16 protein-coding genes are annotated in these 15,910 nt (G+C 72.0%); 12 read left to right on the top strand and 4 right to left on the bottom strand.

The features are described 5' to 3' along the window. Nucleotides 1-180: 180 nt before the first annotated feature. The 4 genes from AB0N16_RS09190 (at nucleotide 181) to tsaE (ending at nucleotide 4,296) form a co-directional block, all read left to right on the top strand. Nucleotides 181-1,101: a L,D-transpeptidase gene (locus AB0N16_RS09190; RefSeq protein WP_365794696.1), complete on the top strand. Its 921-nt coding sequence runs from the start codon at nucleotides 181-183 to the stop codon at nucleotides 1,099-1,101. Nucleotides 1,102-1,206: 105 nt separating this feature from the next. After that, nucleotides 1,207-2,403, top strand: a complete 1,197-nt coding sequence (gene alr / locus AB0N16_RS09185) for an alanine racemase (protein ID WP_365794694.1) — start codon at nucleotides 1,207-1,209, stop codon at nucleotides 2,401-2,403. Nucleotides 2,404-2,534: 131 nt separating this feature from the next. After that, on the top strand, nucleotides 2,535-3,788 hold the full coding sequence (locus tag AB0N16_RS09180) for an alpha/beta hydrolase (RefSeq protein WP_365794692.1): 1,254 nt from the start codon (nucleotides 2,535-2,537) through the stop codon (nucleotides 3,786-3,788). Beyond that, nucleotides 3,754-4,296: a tRNA (adenosine(37)-N6)-threonylcarbamoyltransferase complex ATPase subunit type 1 TsaE gene (gene tsaE / locus AB0N16_RS09175; RefSeq protein ID WP_365794690.1), complete on the top strand. Its 543-nt coding sequence runs from the start codon at nucleotides 3,754-3,756 to the stop codon at nucleotides 4,294-4,296. Before AB0N16_RS09180 ends, tsaE begins: the two co-directional genes overlap by 35 nt. Nucleotides 4,297-4,721: 425 nt before the next feature. Here the strand turns inward: tsaE and AB0N16_RS09170 are convergent, their stop codons facing one another. After that, entirely contained in the window at nucleotides 4,722-5,285 is a 564-nt protein-coding gene (locus AB0N16_RS09170; protein ID WP_365794688.1) for a hypothetical protein, read from the bottom strand. A 112-nt stretch (nucleotides 5,286-5,397) separates the two neighbouring features. On the opposite strand from AB0N16_RS09170, the gene tsaB reads away from it, so the two are divergent. Genes tsaB through AB0N16_RS09150 form a run of 4 tightly spaced genes read left to right on the top strand, consistent with a single transcriptional unit; the run spans nucleotide 5,398 to nucleotide 7,916 of the window. Then, nucleotides 5,398-6,054 (top strand): tRNA (adenosine(37)-N6)-threonylcarbamoyltransferase complex dimerization subunit type 1 TsaB, encoded by a 657-nt coding sequence (gene tsaB, locus AB0N16_RS09165; RefSeq protein ID WP_365794686.1) that lies wholly within the window; start codon nucleotides 5,398-5,400, stop codon nucleotides 6,052-6,054. 17 nt (nucleotides 6,055-6,071) lie between these two features. Next, on the top strand, nucleotides 6,072-6,569 hold the full coding sequence (rimI, locus tag AB0N16_RS09160; RefSeq protein ID WP_365795222.1) for a ribosomal protein S18-alanine N-acetyltransferase: 498 nt from the start codon (nucleotides 6,072-6,074) through the stop codon (nucleotides 6,567-6,569). Continuing rightward, nucleotides 6,562-7,653, top strand: coding sequence for a tRNA (adenosine(37)-N6)-threonylcarbamoyltransferase complex transferase subunit TsaD (gene tsaD / locus AB0N16_RS09155; RefSeq protein ID WP_365794684.1), 1,092 nt, complete (start codon nucleotides 6,562-6,564; stop codon nucleotides 7,651-7,653). Before rimI ends, tsaD begins: the two co-directional genes overlap by 8 nt. Beyond that, complete coding sequence (locus AB0N16_RS09150; RefSeq protein WP_365794682.1) at nucleotides 7,650-7,916, top strand: hypothetical protein; 267 nt, start codon at nucleotides 7,650-7,652, stop codon at nucleotides 7,914-7,916. Before tsaD ends, AB0N16_RS09150 begins: the two co-directional genes overlap by 4 nt. Here the strand turns inward: AB0N16_RS09150 and AB0N16_RS09145 are convergent. The 3 genes from AB0N16_RS09145 to AB0N16_RS09135 form a co-directional block, all read right to left on the bottom strand. After that, complete coding sequence (locus AB0N16_RS09145) at nucleotides 7,913-8,551, bottom strand: TetR family transcriptional regulator (RefSeq protein WP_365794680.1); 639 nt, start codon at nucleotides 8,549-8,551, stop codon at nucleotides 7,913-7,915. The two genes, AB0N16_RS09150 and AB0N16_RS09145, sit on opposite strands and share 4 nt — an antisense overlap. Then, entirely contained in the window at nucleotides 8,548-9,219 is a 672-nt protein-coding gene (locus tag AB0N16_RS09140; RefSeq protein WP_365794678.1) for a DUF998 domain-containing protein, read from the bottom strand. The genes AB0N16_RS09145 and AB0N16_RS09140 overlap by 4 nt, the downstream gene beginning before the upstream one ends. 138 nt (nucleotides 9,220-9,357) lie before the next feature. Then, nucleotides 9,358-11,655, bottom strand: a complete 2,298-nt coding sequence (locus AB0N16_RS09135; RefSeq protein ID WP_365794676.1) for a glycoside hydrolase family 3 N-terminal domain-containing protein — start codon at nucleotides 11,653-11,655, stop codon at nucleotides 9,358-9,360. A gap of 104 nt (nucleotides 11,656-11,759) precedes the next feature. On the opposite strand from AB0N16_RS09135, the gene AB0N16_RS09130 reads away from it, so the two are divergent. The 4 genes from AB0N16_RS09130 to AB0N16_RS09115 all read left to right on the top strand — a co-directional run bounded on the left by AB0N16_RS09130 (nucleotide 11,760) and on the right by AB0N16_RS09115 (nucleotide 15,886). Beyond that, entirely contained in the window at nucleotides 11,760-12,791 is a 1,032-nt protein-coding gene (locus tag AB0N16_RS09130; RefSeq protein ID WP_365794674.1) for a LacI family DNA-binding transcriptional regulator, read from the top strand. Nucleotides 12,792-12,916: 125 nt separating this feature from the next. After that, on the top strand, nucleotides 12,917-14,248 hold the full coding sequence (locus AB0N16_RS09125) for an endo-1,4-beta-xylanase (protein ID WP_365794672.1): 1,332 nt from the start codon (nucleotides 12,917-12,919) through the stop codon (nucleotides 14,246-14,248). A gap of 84 nt (nucleotides 14,249-14,332) precedes the next feature. Continuing rightward, nucleotides 14,333-15,388: an LCP family protein gene (locus tag AB0N16_RS09120; RefSeq protein WP_365794670.1), complete on the top strand. Its 1,056-nt coding sequence runs from the start codon at nucleotides 14,333-14,335 to the stop codon at nucleotides 15,386-15,388. A 141-nt stretch (nucleotides 15,389-15,529) separates the two neighbouring features. Continuing rightward, entirely contained in the window at nucleotides 15,530-15,886 is a 357-nt protein-coding gene (locus AB0N16_RS09115) for a YciI family protein (RefSeq protein WP_365794668.1), read from the top strand. Nucleotides 15,887-15,910 lie beyond the last annotated feature (24 nt).

Genomic DNA, 15,910 nt, shown 5'->3' with positions numbered 1-15,910 from the left:
GGAGTTGGGCGTAGGGGCCGGAAGGCGCGTCCCGTTTTCGTCGGGTGCGGGGGCCGGAAGGCACGTCCCGTTTTCGCCGGGTGTGGGGGTCGCCCGTCTCGCCCGAGGTTCCTGCATCCCTCGGGTGAACTGGCCGCGCGGCTTCGCCGGATTCATGGGTGTGCGGGGTTGTCTGATCGCATGATTAATGGACGAACCCTGCGTTATCGGGGCGGTTCTGTTCGTGGGGTCGCGGGGACCCTCGCCGCCGCCGTGCTCGTTCTCTGCCTCGGGGCCGGGAGTGTCGCCGCGGACACCGCCCCCGAACCCCCCACCGCCGTCGCCGAGTCGGAGCTGGTGCCGGGGGTCGCGCCCGGGCCCGGGAAGCCCTGGCAGGTCGACACCCCCGACCAGATGCTGGCGCCGAAGGTGTACACGCCCAGCGCCAAGGAGGACGCCGTCGAGCCCAAGGCCGCGCCGCCGGGGACGTACGACCTCGTCGAGTACGTGCCGCTCAGCGATGCCGTCGCCAAGGTGAGCTGCTCCAAGCTGACCGGGCCGTATCAGAAGCAGATCGAGCAGTGGCTGAAGCTGAAGGTGGACGGGAAGCAGTCCACCGCCGACTGCAAGGCCATCCAGAAGTTCCAGAAGCAGTACAAGATCAAGCCGGCCATCGGGTTCGCGGGGCCCGTGACCTGGTACCAGATGATGCTCCTCTCGGCGAAGAAGAACCCGAACGCCAAGAAGAACTGCCCCGTGAAGTCGTACCGGGTCGCCTGTGTCGATCTCAACCGGCAGGTCACCTGGGTGCAGAAGGGCAGCAAGGTGGTCTTCGGGCCGGTGCAGATGCGGAGCGGACGGAAGGGGTACGCGACCCGGGCCGGGTGGCACTCCGTCTACTGGCGGCACAAGAACCACTGGTCGACCCTGTACAACTCGCCCATGCCGTACGCCCAGTTCTTCGACGGCGGCCAGGCCTTCCACGCCGTCTACGGCTCCATCTACACCACCGTCGGCTCCTGGGGCTGTGTGAACCTCAAGCTCGGCGACGCGAAGAAGCTGTGGGGCGTGCTGAAGAAGGGCGACAAGGTGTACGTGTGGGGGCACCGGACAGGTACCTGAACCGGTGCCCGGCGGGTACCCGAGGGTGACCGGGTCCCGTGCCGGGGCCCGTACCGGGGCCTGTGCCGGAGGGCTCTCAGAGGCCTCTGAGACACTGGGGGCGCGATGACTGAGACAGCTACTGCACCGACCGCGCCCCTGCGCGCCCGCGCCGAGATCGACCTGGCCGCCCTGCGGGCCAACGTGCGGACCCTGCGCGCCCTCGCGCCGGGCGCGGCCCTGATGGCCGTGGTGAAGTCCGACGCGTACGGCCACGGGGCCGTCCGGTGTGCCCGCGCGGCCGTCCGGGCGGGCGCGGGCTGGCTCGGTACGGCCACCCCCGAGGAGGCGCTGGCGCTGCGCGCGGACCCCGGGCTGCCCGCGGACGTGCGGATCATGTGCTGGCTGTGGACCCCGGGTGGGCCGTGGCGGGAGGCCATCGAGGCCGACCTCGACGTGTCGGTGAGCGGGATGTGGGCCCTGCGGGAGGTGACCGAGGCGGCCGCGGAAGCCGGCCGCCCCGCCCGCGTCCAGCTGAAGGCCGACACCGGCCTCGGGCGCAACGGCTGCCAGCCCGCCGACTGGCCCGAGCTGGTCGGCGCCGCCCTGCACGCCGAGGAGGCGGGGCTGATCCGGATCACCGGTGTGTGGTCCCACTTCGCCTGCGCCGACGAGCCCGGCCATCCCTCCATCGCCGCCCAGCTCACCCTCTTCCGCGAGCTGCTCGCCCACGCCGAGGAGCAGGGCGTGCGCCCCGAGGTGCGGCACATCGCCAACTCGCCGGCCACCCTCACCCTCCCCGAGTCCCACTTCGACCTGGTCCGCACGGGCATCGCCCTCTACGGCATCTCGCCCAGCCCCGAGCTGGGCAGCGCGGCCGACTTCGGGCTGCGCCCGGTGATGACCCTCTCCGCCTCCCTCGCCCTGGTGAAGCATGTCCCGGGCGGCCACGGCGTGAGCTACGGGCACCGGTACGTCACCGCCGGCGAGACCACCCTCGGGCTGGTCCCCGTCGGCTACGCGGACGGCATCCCGCGCCATGCCTCCGGCACCGGACCGGTGCTGGTCGGCGGCAAGTGGCGGACGGTCGCCGGGCGCGTCGCGATGGACCAGTTCGTCGTCGACCTCGGCGGCGACGAGCCCGAAGTCGGCTCCGAGGCCGTGCTGTTCGGTCCGGGCGACCGGGGTGAGCCCACCGCCGAGGACTGGGCCCAGGCCGCGGGCACCATCGCCTACGAAATCGTCACCCGCATCGGAACCCGGATTCCCCGCGTCTATGTGAACGGGCAACCGAGTGGGCAGGAACCAGGGGACGGGGACTGACCTTTCCGGGGTTCGGCAACGGCAGAACCCGGTTACATCTGTAACAGCAGCAACAGACGCAACACTGACCTCGTCGGCATCACCCGTATCACCTAACGAGCGAACTGCAGTACGGCGAAGAGGAGCGGTACGTGAGCGAGAGCAGTGCGGAGGCCGTAGCGGACGCCGCGGCGGCCGTCGCTTCCGCCACGGGGGCGGACGGGACGTGGCTCAAGGTCACCGGTATCGCCGGGGCCGCCATAGGCGTGCTCGCCGCCGGGGCGGCCGCGGGGGTCGCCCTGGAGCGGATGACCGTCGGCCGCGGGATGCGCCGCAGGGCCCGGCTCGCCCTGGACTCGGCGGGCCCGTACGGCACCCTGCGCGGCACGCCCGGCACGGCGCACTCCGACGACGGCACCGAGCTGTACTACGAGGTGGACGAGGTGGAGCCCGACCTCGGCCCGGCCGTCTCGCCGCGCCGCCGACGGCTCTTCGGCCGCAAGGCCCCCGCCCCCGTCACCGTCGTCTTCAGCCACGGCTACTGCCTCAACCAGGACTCCTGGCACTTCCAGCGGGCGGCCCTGCGCGGGGTCGTGCGCACCGTGCACTGGGACCAGCGCAGCCACGGCCGCTCAGGGCGGGGCGTCGACCAGCACGAGCGGGGCGTTCCGCTCACCATCGACCAGCTGGGCCGGGACCTGAAGGCCGTCCTCGACGCGGCCGTCCCCGAGGGGCGGATCGTGCTGGTCGGGCACTCGATGGGCGGCATGACGGTGATGGCGCTCGCCGCGCACTTCCCCGAGCTGATCCGCGAGCGGGTCGTCGCCACCGCCTTCGTCGGTACGTCCTCCGGGCGACTCGGCGAGGTCAACTTCGGGCTGCCGGTCGCCGGCGTCAACGCGGTGCGCCGGGTACTGCCCGGAGTGCTGAAGGCGCTGGGCACCCAGGCCGCGCTGGTGGAGAAGGGACGGCGGGCCACCGCCGACCTGTTCGCCGGGATCATCAAGCGGTACTCGTTCGCGTCCCGGGACGTCGACCCGGCGGTCGAGCGATTCGCCGAGCGGATGATCGAGTCCACCCCGATCGACGTGGTCGCCGAGTTCTACCCGGCCTTCACCGACCACGACAAGACCGCGGCCCTCGCCTACTTCCAGGATCTGCCGGTGCTGGTGCTGGCCGGGGTGCGGGATCTCGTCACCCCCAGCGAGCACAGCGAGGTCATCGCCGATCTGCTGCCCGAAGCCGAACTGGTACTGGTCCCGGACGCCGGGCATCTGGTCATGCTGGAACACCCGGAAGTGGTCACCGACCGCCTCGCCGATCTGCTCACCCGCGCGGGTGCCGTGCCGGCAGGGGCTACGGTAAGTGGCTATGGAAGCACCAGCAGCACGGCACAGCCAGGCTGACGGCCTGGCCGGGGCCGGGGCCGGCAACGGCACGGAGTTGATCGTTAACTCTCCCGGGCAGATGGGGGAGCTGGGGCGCCGACTGGCCAAGTTGCTGCGCGCCGGTGACCTCGTGATGCTCAGTGGGGAACTCGGCGCCGGCAAGACGACGCTGGCCCGCGGGCTGGGCGAGGGGCTCGGTGTGCGCGGCGCCGTCACCTCCCCGACCTTCGTGATCGCCCGCGTCCATCCGTCCCTCGGGGACGGACCGCCGCTGGTCCACGTCGACGCGTACCGCCTGGGCGGCGGCCTCGACGAGATGGAGGACCTGGACCTCGACGTCTCGCTGCCCGAGTCGGTCATCGTCGTGGAGTGGGGCGAGGACAAGGTCGAGGAGCTGACCGAGGACCGGCTCGTCGTACGGATTCACCGGGCCGTCGGGGACACGACCGACGAGGTGCGGCACGTGACCCTGGCGGGGCTCGGGGAGCGATGGGCCGCGGTCGATCTGGGGGTGCTGTCCGCCTGACCGGCGAGCGGCACCGGGTCCGCCGTCGCGGTGGGTGTGGGCCGGGGGCCGCGTGAACATTCCGACAAGGCGTCGGCAAGATATTGCGTTTCGTGACGCGGGCGTGGTCACATGGTACCCAGCCCGTGGTTAGGTGTACCTAACTTCGTCCGCCCCCGCAGCTCAGGAGGCGTCCATGCCCGCGTCCACGTCCAAGGAGCGGCGGCCGTTCGCGGTCGCCGGAATTTCCATGCGCGAGCTTCTGGCGTCCTGTGCGGCCGCTGACGCGGTGTCTCGGCCGCCGAGAGCGCCGGAGCTGCCTGTGAGGCCGGTTGAGCGGGGCCGCAGGGCTGCGTAGTGCGTAGGCGGGGCCGGCCGGTTGGTGGGTCGGTGCGGGTGTGTGGGGGCTGAGCGCGCAGTTCCCCGCGCCCCTTGCGGGGGCGCGCTCAGCGGATCACCATCACTTTCACGCCGATCGTTGCGAAGTTCCACATAGCGTTGCCGTCGGGGCGGGTTTCGCGGATGCCGCCTGTTCTGACCGTCGGGTCGGGGGGTTCGATCGTGGTGGTGCCGGTGACCGCGCTGAAGCCGATCGCCGAGCCGTCCTTCGTGGTGGTGAAGCGGACCACGTGTTCGATGGGGAGGCCGTCCGTGCCCGTGACCGCCTTGGAGCGGGACGTCACCCAGTAGGCGCCCACGGGCGGGTCGATCGTGCCGGGCTTCACCGTGAAGGTGCGCTCCACGCGCTCGTGCTCGTTGACGAGCCAGACCCGGTCGTCGTCCACCGAGTACACCACCCGTTCACCCGTTCCGGAGTTGTTCGGCAGGGCGGCGGGGTGGAGCTGGTCGCGGGGTGCCTTGGCCGCCGGCGCTCCCGGTGCGGGGCTCGAGGCGGGCCTGCCGCCGAGGCCGGGCGGTACGGTCGCCGAGGCCTGGTAGGCGAGGAGACCGACCGCCCCGACGGCCGCCGCGGTGAGGCCGGCCACGATTCCCGAGCTGGTCCCTGACACGTGCGTCACCTCTGACTCGCCGTATATGTCGTACTTCGTACAGACCGTAGCAGCCAGTGACCGTCCGCCCCTGGCGGCCGTGCTCGCGGCGTCGGAGCCGTAGGCTGTTCGCGTGCTCTTGCTCGCTCTGGATACCGCCACCCCCGCCGTCACCGTCGCGTTGCACGACGGTGAGGCCGTCATCGTCTCGTCGAGCCAGGTGGACGCGCGCCGGCACGGCGAGCTGCTGCTGCCGGCCGTCGACCGCGTCCTCGCCGAGGCCGGGGTCAGGCTGGACGCCGTCACCGGGATCGTCGCAGGCGTCGGTCCCGGTCCCTACACCGGCCTGCGGGTCGGTCTGATGACCGCGGACACCTTCGGGCTCGCGCTGGGCGTGCCGGTGCACGGCCTGTGCACGCTCGACGGGCTCGCCTATGCGGCCGACGTCGAGGAGGGCCCGTTCGTCGTGGCGACCGACGCCCGCCGCAAGGAGGTCTACTGGGCGACGTACGCCGACTCGCGCACCCGGCTCACGGATCCGGCCGTCGACCGGCCCGCCGACATCGCCGAGCAGGTCGCCGGGATGCCCGCCGTCGGAGCCGGGGCGATGCTCTACCCGGACACCTTCCCCGTCGTGCACGAACCCGAGCACGTCTCCGCGGCCGCCCTCGCCTCGCTCGCCGCCGAGCGGCTGGCCGCCGGCGAGGAGCTGCCCGCGCCCCGGCCGCTGTATCTGCGCCGGCCGGACGCCCAGGTGCCCAAGAACTACAAGGTGGTCACCCCCAAGTGACGGCACAGTTGCGCGAGATGCGCTGGTGGGACATCGACCAGGTCCTGGAGCTGGAGAAGAGCCTGTTCCCCGAGGACGCCTGGTCGCGGGGGATGTTCTGGTCCGAACTGGCACACTCGAGGGGCCCGGAGGCGACCCGGCGGTACGTGGTGGCCCTGGCGGACGAGCGGGTCATCGGGTACGCGGGCCTGGCCGCCCAGGGCGAACTCGGGGACGTCCAGACCATCGCCGTCGCCCGTGACCACTGGGGCACCGGGCTCGGCGGACAGCTCCTCACCGAGCTGCTGCGGGCCGCGACCGCCTTCGAGTGCGCCGAGGTCATGCTGGAGTGCCGGGTCGACAACACCCGCGCGCAGAAGCTCTACGAGCGGTTCGGCTTCGAGGCCATCGGGTTCAGACGTGGCTACTACCAGCCGGGGAACGTGGACGCCCTGGTCATGCGCCTGATGACGAAACCGGGCGGCGCCCCCGCCGACGGCCCCACTTCCGGACAAGGAACCGAGATCAATGGCTGACGAACCCCTGGTTCTGGGGATCGAGACCTCCTGCGACGAGACCGGCGTCGGCATCGTCCGGGGCACCACCCTGCTCGCCGACGCCGTCGCCTCGTCCGTCGATGAGCACGCCCGCTTCGGCGGAGTGGTGCCCGAGGTGGCGTCCCGCGCGCACCTGGAGGCGATGGTCCCGACCATCGAGCGCGCGCTGAAGGACGCGGGCGTGAGCGCAAGGGACCTGGACGGCATCGCGGTCACGGCCGGTCCCGGCCTGGCCGGCGCGCTGCTGGTGGGTGTCTCGGCGGCGAAGGCGTACGCGTACGCGCTCGGCAAGCCCCTGTACGGCGTGAACCACCTCGCCTCCCACATCTGCGTCGACCAGCTGGAACACGGTCCGCTGCCGGAGCCGACGATGGCCCTGCTGGTGTCCGGCGGGCACAGCTCCCTGCTGCTCTCCTCGGACATCACCTCCGACGTACGGCCGCTCGGCGCGACCATCGACGACGCGGCCGGCGAGGCCTTCGACAAGATCGCCCGCGTGCTGAACCTGGGCTTCCCCGGCGGTCCGGTCATCGACCGCTACGCGAAGGAGGGGGACCCGCGGGCCATCGCCTTCCCGCGCGGTCTCACCGGTCCGCGCGACCCGGCGTACGACTTCTCCTTCTCCGGCCTCAAGACGGCGGTGGCCCGCTGGATCGAGGCCAGGCGGGCGGCCGGCGAGGACGTGCCGGTCCGCGACGTGTCCGCCTCCTTCCAGGAGGCGGTGGTGGACGTCCTGACCCGCAAGGCCGTCCGGGCCTGCCGCGACGAGGGCGTCGACCATCTGATGATCGGCGGCGGGGTCGCCGCCAACTCCCGGCTGCGCGCCCTGGCCCAGGAGCGCTGCGAGGCCGCGGGCATCCGGCTCCGCGTCCCCCGCCCGAAGCTGTGCACGGACAACGGCGCGATGGTGGCGGCCCTCGGTGCCGAGATGGTCGCGCGCAACCGGGCCGCGTCCAGCTGGGACCTCTCTGCGGACAGCTCTCTGCCGGTGACGGACCCGCACGTCCCGGGCCACCACCACGACCACGTGCACGAGGTCAGCAAGGGGAACCTGTACACGTGACGGTCGCGTTGATGTGGGAGGCGCGGGCGGTGCCCGGCCGGGGCGCGGAACTGCTGACGTGGGCGCGCGGGCAGGGCCTCGCCGCGCCCCCGCTGCGCCGGGAGACCTTCCGGGCACCGCAGGACCGGGTCCTGGTGATCACCTGGTGGGACGGGTCGTACGACGACTCGGGCCACCCCGAACTCGCCGACCCGCCCGGGGATCTGGTGACCCGTCCGGTGCACCGCTGGCGCTTCGAGTCGGCCGGGGTGGAGATCCCCTAGGGCCTCGGCCAGGTCCGGCGGATCTGGGCGTCGGTCATGGCGGACGTGCGGGCCGCCGGGGCCTGTTCGAGGCCGAAGCCGATGAGCAGGACCTCGGCGTAGCGGAGCCAGGCGTCCGGGGCGATGTCGTGGGTGCGGTCCACGACGGCGCCGACCATGTACAGGTAGGCGTACACGTCGGAGCTGGCGAAGTCCGCGCGGACCGCGCCCGCCGCCACGGCCCGCGCCACCAGGCCGTCCACATGGCCGCCGAGTTCGTCGCGCATCGCGGCGAGCGGCCCGGTGCCGAGGTCGGCGTGCGCGAGGATGACGTCCAGGGCCCGGTCCCCGGCCCGCCACCGCGCCGTCTCCAGCAGGTACTGGCGCAGCGCCCGCCCGGGGTCGGTGTGCTCCTCGGCCGCCGCCGCGAGCCCCAGGAACGTGGTGAACCGCTCGGTGAACAGGGCGTCGATCAGCGCCTGGAGGTCGGCGAAGCGGCGGTAGACGGTGCCGACGCCGACCCCCGCCTCGTGGGCGATCTCGTTGAGGGGGACGACGGCACCCCGCCGCGCGATCATCCGGTTGGCCGTGTCCATGATCAGCCGACGGTTTCGTTCCGCGTCCGCGCGCAGCGGGCGTTGGGTTTCCCGGGTCACACCGGGACATTCTCCAGGACGGCCGGGCGGGGCAGCCGGCCGGCCAGGAGCAGGGCGCCGGTCACGGTGCCCCACAGCAGCCAGGAGTAGACCCCGGCGCGCTCGAACACCCCGGCGGTGCTCGCCGAGAGGCTGACCAGGGTCTCGCTCAGCAGGCCCAGCACACCGACCGTGACACCGAAGACGCGGTACGGCATCGGGGCGCCGAGGCCGCGCAGCGACCCCGCCATGATCACGACGGTGTTCGCGCACAGGATGCCGATGGCGGCCGCGACGACATGGACGACCAGGCCGTAGCCCGGCCCGTGCGCGGAGCCGTGGAAGAGCCCGACCAGGACGAACGCCACGCCGTGGGTGGCGGCGAGGGCGACCACGACGCGCCGCGCACGGCCGCTGACCAGCACGGACAGCAGGATCACGCCGGTCGCGAAGAGAATCCCCTGGGCCATGAACGAGGTGTTCATCAACTGGTGCGCGGGGGAGCAGATCTCGCGCCCCTGGAACTTCGTGCCGCAGTCCGGCACGCCGAGGTCGCTGATGTAGTTGGTGGCGTAGCTGTAGGGCGGATCGTTCCAGGCCGCCGCGGTGACGGCTTCGGCGATCACCCATTGCAGGGCGTTCACCACCAGGACGGCGGCGCCCAGCGACAGCCGACGGCTGCGTGACATCGGGACTCCTCACGTTGCGGACCATGCCGGCACGCACCACCGTAACACTAAGCGGATAATTTCATCCGCTTAGTCTGGTGGCGGGCCGTGCGGAGTGCCCCGCCGCGCTTCAGGAAGCCGTCTGCCGCGCCCCGGCGGTCACACCACCTCCGTCTCGCAGCGCAGCATCCGGTCCGGCCCCAACCGCCTGACCGGCCCCGTCAGGTGCAGCCGCACCACGTCTCGGACCTCCGTGCTCGAGGCGCCCACCCGCAGTTCCAGGGCGCCCGGCTCCACCACCCGGGCCCCCTGCCGGTCGGTGAACGCCGAGAGGTCGGTGTGGAAGCGGAACGTCAGCCGGCGGGACTCGCCAGGCGCCAGCTCCACGCGCCGGTAGCCGATCAGGCGGACGTCCGGGCGGGTCACCGACGCCACCGGGTCGTGCAGGTAGAGCTGTACGACCTCCGCGCCGGCCCGCTCGCCGGTGTTGCGGACCACCACGGTCACGTCGTGCGAACCGTCCGTGCCGATCCCGGCCGTGCCCCGCGACACCAGTTCCCATGCGAACGTCGTGTACGAGCGGCCGTGTCCGAACGGGTACAGCGGGGTCGGGTCCAGGTTGCTGAGCTCGCCCGCCAGGCCGAGCGGGGGCTGGAGGTAGGTCCAGGGCTGGCCGCCGGGCACCCGCGGGACGCTCACCGGCAGGCGCCCCGACGGGTTGACGCGGCCCGACAGCACGCCCGCCACCGCCGGGCCGCCCTCCTCCCCGGGGAAGAACGCCTGCACCACCGCGCCGAGCCGGCCCTGCCAGCGGCCCAGTGCGTACGGGCGCCCGGTGAGCAGGACCAGGACCACCGGGACGCCCGTCGAGAGCAGCGCGTCCAGCAGGCCGGCCTGGACGCCGGGCAGCGACAGATCGGCGACGTCGCAGCCCTCGCCCGACGTGCCCCGCCCGAACAGGCCCGCCCGGTCGCCGAGCACCGCCACGCACACGTCCGCCTCCGCCGCCCGGGCCACCGCCTCCTCGAAGCCCGCGGTGTCCGGGTCGGAGACGTCGCAGCCCTCGGCGAACGTCACCTTCGCGTCCGGGAGTTCGGCGCGCAGCGACTCCAGGACGGTGGGGATGGCGATGCCCAGGTCGACCTCCGGGTGGTGGGTCAGGACATGGGACGGGAAGGAGTAGCAGCCGAGCATGGCCAGGGCGTCGGCCGCGCGCGGGCCGACCACCGCGATGCGGGTGTCGGGGGCCAGCGGCAGGACGCCGTCCGGGTTGTCCAGCAGGACCACCGACTCCTCCGCCAGGCGCCGGGCCAGGTCGCGGTTGGCCGTCGAGTCGAGGTCGACCGAGGCCGGGGGCGCGGGATCCCAGTCCGCGTCCAGCAGTCCCAGTTCGCACTTCTGGAGCAGCACCCGGCGCACCGCCCGGTCCACCAGGGACTCGGGGATCGTGCCCTCCCGCACCGCCGTCACCAGCGGGCGGCCGTAGCACTTGAGGGTCGGCAGCTCGACGTCGATGCCCGCCACCAGCGCGAGCCGGGCCGCCTCCGCCTCCGTGCCCGCCACCCGGTGCAGCGTCTGCAGGAAGCCGATGCCGAAGTAGTCGGCGACGACGGTTCCGGTGAAGTCCCAGTCGTCACGGAGCAGTTCGGTCAGCAGGCGGGGGTCCGCCGACGCCGGAACGCCGTCCGTCTCGTTGTACGCCGCCATCACCGAGCGGGCCCCGCCCTCGCGCAGCGCCATCTCGAACGGGGGGAGGGTGACGTCCGCGAACTCCCGTACCCCCGCCCGGACCGGGGCCAGGTTGCGGGCGCCGGCCGAGGAGGCGTACCCCGCGAAGTGCTTGAGCGTGGCGATGATCCCGGCCGACTCCAGGCCCCGGACGTAGGCCGTGCCGATCGTGCCGACCAGATACGGGTCCTCGCCGATCGTCTCCTCGACCCGGCCCCAGCGCGGGTCGCGGACCACGTCCAGGACGGGGGCCAGACCCTGGTGCACGCCGACCGAGCGCAGATCCGCGCCGATGCTCCGGCCCAGCTCCTCGACCAGCGGCGGGTCGAAGGCGGCGCCCCAGGCCAGCGGGACCGGGTAGGCCGTCGCCCGCCAGGCCGTGAAGCCGGCCAGGCACTCCTCGTGGGCGATCGCCGGGATGCCGAAGCGGCCGGCGGCGGTGATCCGGCGCTGGGCGCGGGCCAGTGCGCGCGCGCCCAGCGCCGGGTCCACGGGGGCGGTGCCGAAGGAGCGGGTCAGCTGGCCGAGGCCGAGGGTGACCAGCTCGTCCCAGTCGTAGTCGGCGGTCATCTCGCGTTGCAGCGGGGCGACCCCGTCGCCGTCGGTGGCGGCGCCCACCCACACGCCGTAGAGCTGGGCGGTCTTCTCCTCCAGGGTCATCCGGGGGAGCAGGTCGTCGACGCGGGCCGGGGCGGGCAGTGCGGGGTCTCGCCAAGGAGCGGTGGTCATGAAACTCCCGTCACGAATGTTTCGTACAACACACCGAATGTTCCGGGAACCTATGGCGTACGCAGGTCTTCGTCAAGGGGGAGCGCAGGGATACGATCGCGGGCATGACGCCTCCGAAGCCCGCAGAAACGCAGACGGCGACGCTCGCCGAAATCGCCCGTGAGGCCGGCGTGTCCGCTCCGACTGTTTCGAAGGTCCTGAACGGGCGTGCCGACGTCGCCCCGGCGACCCGCACCCGGGTCGAGGAGCTGCTGCGCGCCTACGGCTACCGGCGGCGGCGTGCCGAGGCTTCCCGGTCGCCGCTCATCGACCTGGTCTTCCACGAGTTGGAGAGCGCGTGGGCGATGGAGGTCATCCGGGGGGTGGAGAACGTGGCCCGGGACGCCGGGCTGAGTGTCGTACTGAGTGAGAGCGCCGGGCGGCTGAGGCCTGGGCGGACCTGGGCCGACCAGGTGGCGGCGCGGCGGCCGCACGGGGTGGTTCTGGTGCTGTCGGGGCTGGACGAGTCGCAGCGGGCGCTGCTGCTGAGCCGGTCGATCCCGTTCGTGGTGATGGACCCGGCGGGGGACCCGGGGCCGGACGTGCCGTCGATCGGGGCGACGAACTGGCAGGGGGGGCTGGCCGCCACCCGGCACCTGGTCGAGCTGGGGCACCGGCGCATCGGGGCGATCAGCGGGCCCTTCCGGATGATGTGCAGCCGGGCCCGGGTGGACGGCTACCGGGCCGCGCTGGAGACCGCCGGGCTCCCCGTCGACCAGGGTCTGGTCAAGGCCGGGGACTTCCACCACGACGCCGGCTACCGGCTCGGCCTGGAGCTGCTGCGCATGCCCGACCGGCCCACCGCCGTCTTCACCGGCAACGACCTCCAGGCGCTCGGGCTCTACGAGGCCGCGCGCGAGCTGGGGCTGCGGATCCCCGAGGACGTGAGCGTCGTCGGGTTCGACGATCTGCCGGTGGCCCGCTGGGTGGGGCCGCCGCTGACGACCGTACGGCAGCCGCTCACCGAGATGGCCGAGGCGGCGGCCCGGCTGGTGCTGGAGATGGGGCGGGCGGAGGAGGCGACCACGGCGACCCGGGTGGAGCTGGCGACCAGCCTGGTGGTGCGGTCGAGCACGGCGGCGCCCGCGACCGGGTGAGACCGGCCTGGCCGGAAGTTGACGTATTGACGGGTGGTGCGGGCGTCTCCACACTCCACCGAAGCCAATCGGTTGCACGACCGAAAGTTTCGGAGGCACCCGCAGTGAGATCTCTGAGAACAGGCTTGTCCCTGGCGGCCCTCGTCACCGGTGCCGCGCTGCTGTTCACTGCGCCCGCGGCGCACGCCGCCGACACCCCGCTGCGCGACCTGGCCGCCGCCAAGGGCAAGGTCATCGGCACCGCGGTCACCGGCTCCAAGCTCACCGGGACGTACGGTGACGTCGCCGGCGCCCAGTTCAGCTCGCTGACCCCGGGCAACGCCATGAAGTGGGGGTCGGTCGAGCCCACCCAGGGCACCTTCAACTGGACCGAGGCCGACCAGATCGTCGCCTTCGCCCAGGCCCACAACCAGCAGGTACGCGGCCACACCCTGGTCTGGCACAGCCAGAACCCCGGCTGGCTGACGAACGGCACCTGGACGTCCGCCCAGCTGAGCAGCCTGCTGCAGAACCACATCAGCACCGAGGTCGGCCGCTACAAGGGGAAGATCGCCGCCTGGGACGTCGTCAACGAACCCTTCAACGAGGACGGCACCTACCGCTCCACCCTCTGGTACAACGGCCTCGGCGCCGACTACATCGCCAACGCCCTGACCTGGGCACACGCGGCCGACCCTGCCGCCAAGCTGTACATCAACGACTACAACGTCGAGGGCGTCAACGCGAAGTCCACGGCCCTGTACAACCTGGTCAGGTCCCTGAAGGCGGCGGGCGTCCCGATCGACGGGGTCGGGCTGCAGGCCCACCTGATCCTCGGCCAGGTGCCCTCGACCCTCCAGCAGAACATCCAGCGCTTCGCCGACCTCGGCGTGGACGTGGCGATCACCGAGCTGGACATCCGGATGGCGCTGCCCTCCGACAGCACCAAGCTCGCCCAGCAGAAGGCCGACTTCAAGTCGGTGGTCGCCGCCTGCGTGGCCGTGAGCCGCTGCGTCAACGTCACCGTGTGGGGCTTCGCCGACTCCGACTCCTGGGTGGACAGCACCTTCCCGGGGTACGGGGCGGCGACGCCGTACGACGCGAACTACGCGCCGAAACCCGCGTACTACGGGGTCGCGGAGGCGCTCGGCGGGACCACGACCACACCGCCGCCGACCGGTGCCTGCTCGGCCGCCTACAGCGTGGGCAGCCAGTGGAACACCGGGTTCACCGGCCAGGTGACCGTCTCCTGCTCGGGTGCCTCCCTCTCGTCCTGGAAGGTGAACTGGACGTACGGTGCCGGGCAGCAGATCACCCAGGCCTGGAACGCCGTCTGCACCCAGGCGGGCGCGGCCGTGTCCTGCGCGAACGCCTCCTACAACGGGCCCGTGGCGGACGGGGGTTCGGTGACCTTCGGGTTCAACGCGTCCTGGAGCGGGAGCAATCCGGTGCCGACGGTCACGCTGAGTTCGGCATGAGAAGGGTGAGATTTTCCGAAGAAAACCCTCTCGCGACGCTCGCGCTAACAGTCCCCTAATAATTCGGACTTACGTTCCTGTCTCGTGACGGGACACGAGGAGCAAGGCGGCGCGGGCAGACGGGTGGGCCGGCGGTCGAGAGGGCTGAGGATCGTCGGCCTCACCCTGGCGGGGGTCATGACGCTGGGCGTCGCGGGCGGGGGGTGGGTCTACTGGCACCTCAACGACAACATCAAGAGCGTCGACATCAACAGCGCCCTCGGCGACGACCGTCCGGCGAAGGCGGTGACCACACCGACGGCCACCGCGTCCGCGTCGGCCTCCCCGCTGCCCACCGGTTCCGTCAACATCCTGGTGCTGGGGTCGGACTCGCGCAGCGGCGAGGCGAACCAGGCCCTCGGCGGCGGCGACAGCTCGGGCGCCCGCTCCGACACCGCCATGGTCGTCCATATCGACGCCGGCCGGACGGCGGCCACCGTCGTCAGCATCCCCCGCGACACCCTGGTCACCCGCCCCTCCTGCCCGCTCTCCTCCGGCGGCTCGACGTCCGTCGCCTACGGCGCGATGTTCAACAGCGCCTACTCGGTGGGCGGGGCGGTGTGCGCGGTGAAGACGGTCGAGTCGATCACCGATGTCCGCATGGACCACTACCTGGAGATCGACTTCTCCGGCTTCGCCAAGCTGGTGGACGCGCTCGGCGGGGTGACCGTGACCACCGACCAGGACATCGACGACGACGACAGCCATCTGCACCTGAAGAAGGGCACCCACCACCTCGACGGCACCACGGCCCTGGCGCTCGCCCGCACCCGGCACGGCATAGGCGACGGCAGTGACCTCGGCCGGATAGGCCTTCAGCAGAAACTGGTCAAGGCCCTGCTGGACCAGATGGCCTCCATCAGCCTCCTGACCAACCCTGCCAAGCTCTACGAGGTCGCCGACGCGGTCACCTCCAGCCTCACCACCGACACGGGCCTGGACTCGCTCAGCGAGCTGATGCGCCTCGGCCAGAGCCTCAAGGGCCTCACCTCGGACCACCTGAAGACGGTGATGATGCCGGTGGTGACGGCCCCGTCCGACCCCAACCGGGTGATCGCGAACGAACCCGAGGCGAGCGACCTGTGGAAGTCCCTGCGCTAGGGCGGTCCCGGGCTCCTTGGGCCGGTGCGGAAAAAAACCCGGGAAATTCCGGTGCGCGTGTCGATCCGGGTCCGGCGCGTTCGACGCAAGGGTGAGATGCGGGGAGAGACCCCGTACCGCACCGGAATCCCAGGAGCCACCATGCCCCGTTACCTGTCTCTCGTGAAGATCGACGAGGCCGCAGCCCCCGCCGAAGGCCCCAGCCAGGAGCTGATGCAGCGGATGGGCGAGCTGATCGAGGAGATCACCAAGGCCGGCGTGATGCTGGACACCGCGGGGCTCACGCCGACCGCCCAGGGCACCCGGGTGCACTGGGAGGGCGGGAAGATCTCCGTCACCGACGGGCCGTTCACCGAGTCCAAGGAGGTCGTCGGCGGTTACGCGATCATGCAGTGCAAGGACATGGCCGAGGCCCTGGAGTGGACCAAGCGGTTCCTCAAGGTGCACGAGGAGTTCTGGACGGTGACCTGCGAGGTGCGGGAGATCGCGGAGGGCTGACCCTCCTGGCGTACCGCCGTCCGG

The organism is Streptomyces sp. NPDC051105 (genome assembly GCF_040682795.1).
Classification (GTDB): Bacteria; Actinomycetota; Actinomycetes; order Streptomycetales; family Streptomycetaceae; genus Streptomyces.
This window is presented reverse-complemented; position numbering and strand designations above follow the sequence as displayed.

Excerpts from the sequence above, each read along its gene's own strand:
- AB0N16_RS09190 (WP_365794696.1), top strand. The coding sequence starts at position 181 with ATGATTAATGGACGAACCCTGCGTTATCGGGGCGGTTCTGTTCGTGGG.
- alr (WP_365794694.1), top strand. The coding sequence starts at position 1,207 with ATGACTGAGACAGCTACTGCACCGACCGCGCCCCTGCGCGCCCGCGCC.
- tsaE (WP_365794690.1), top strand. The coding sequence starts at position 3,754 with ATGGAAGCACCAGCAGCACGGCACAGCCAGGCTGACGGCCTGGCCGGG.
- rimI (WP_365795222.1), top strand. The coding sequence starts at position 6,072 with ATGCGCTGGTGGGACATCGACCAGGTCCTGGAGCTGGAGAAGAGCCTG.
- tsaD (WP_365794684.1), top strand. The coding sequence starts at position 6,562 with ATGGCTGACGAACCCCTGGTTCTGGGGATCGAGACCTCCTGCGACGAG.
- AB0N16_RS09140 (WP_365794678.1), bottom strand. The coding sequence starts at position 9,219 with ATGTCACGCAGCCGTCGGCTGTCGCTGGGCGCCGCCGTCCTGGTGGTG.
- AB0N16_RS09135 (WP_365794676.1), bottom strand. The coding sequence starts at position 11,655 with ATGACCACCGCTCCTTGGCGAGACCCCGCACTGCCCGCCCCGGCCCGC.
- AB0N16_RS09130 (WP_365794674.1), top strand. The coding sequence starts at position 11,760 with ATGACGCCTCCGAAGCCCGCAGAAACGCAGACGGCGACGCTCGCCGAA.
- AB0N16_RS09115 (WP_365794668.1), top strand. The coding sequence starts at position 15,530 with ATGCCCCGTTACCTGTCTCTCGTGAAGATCGACGAGGCCGCAGCCCCC.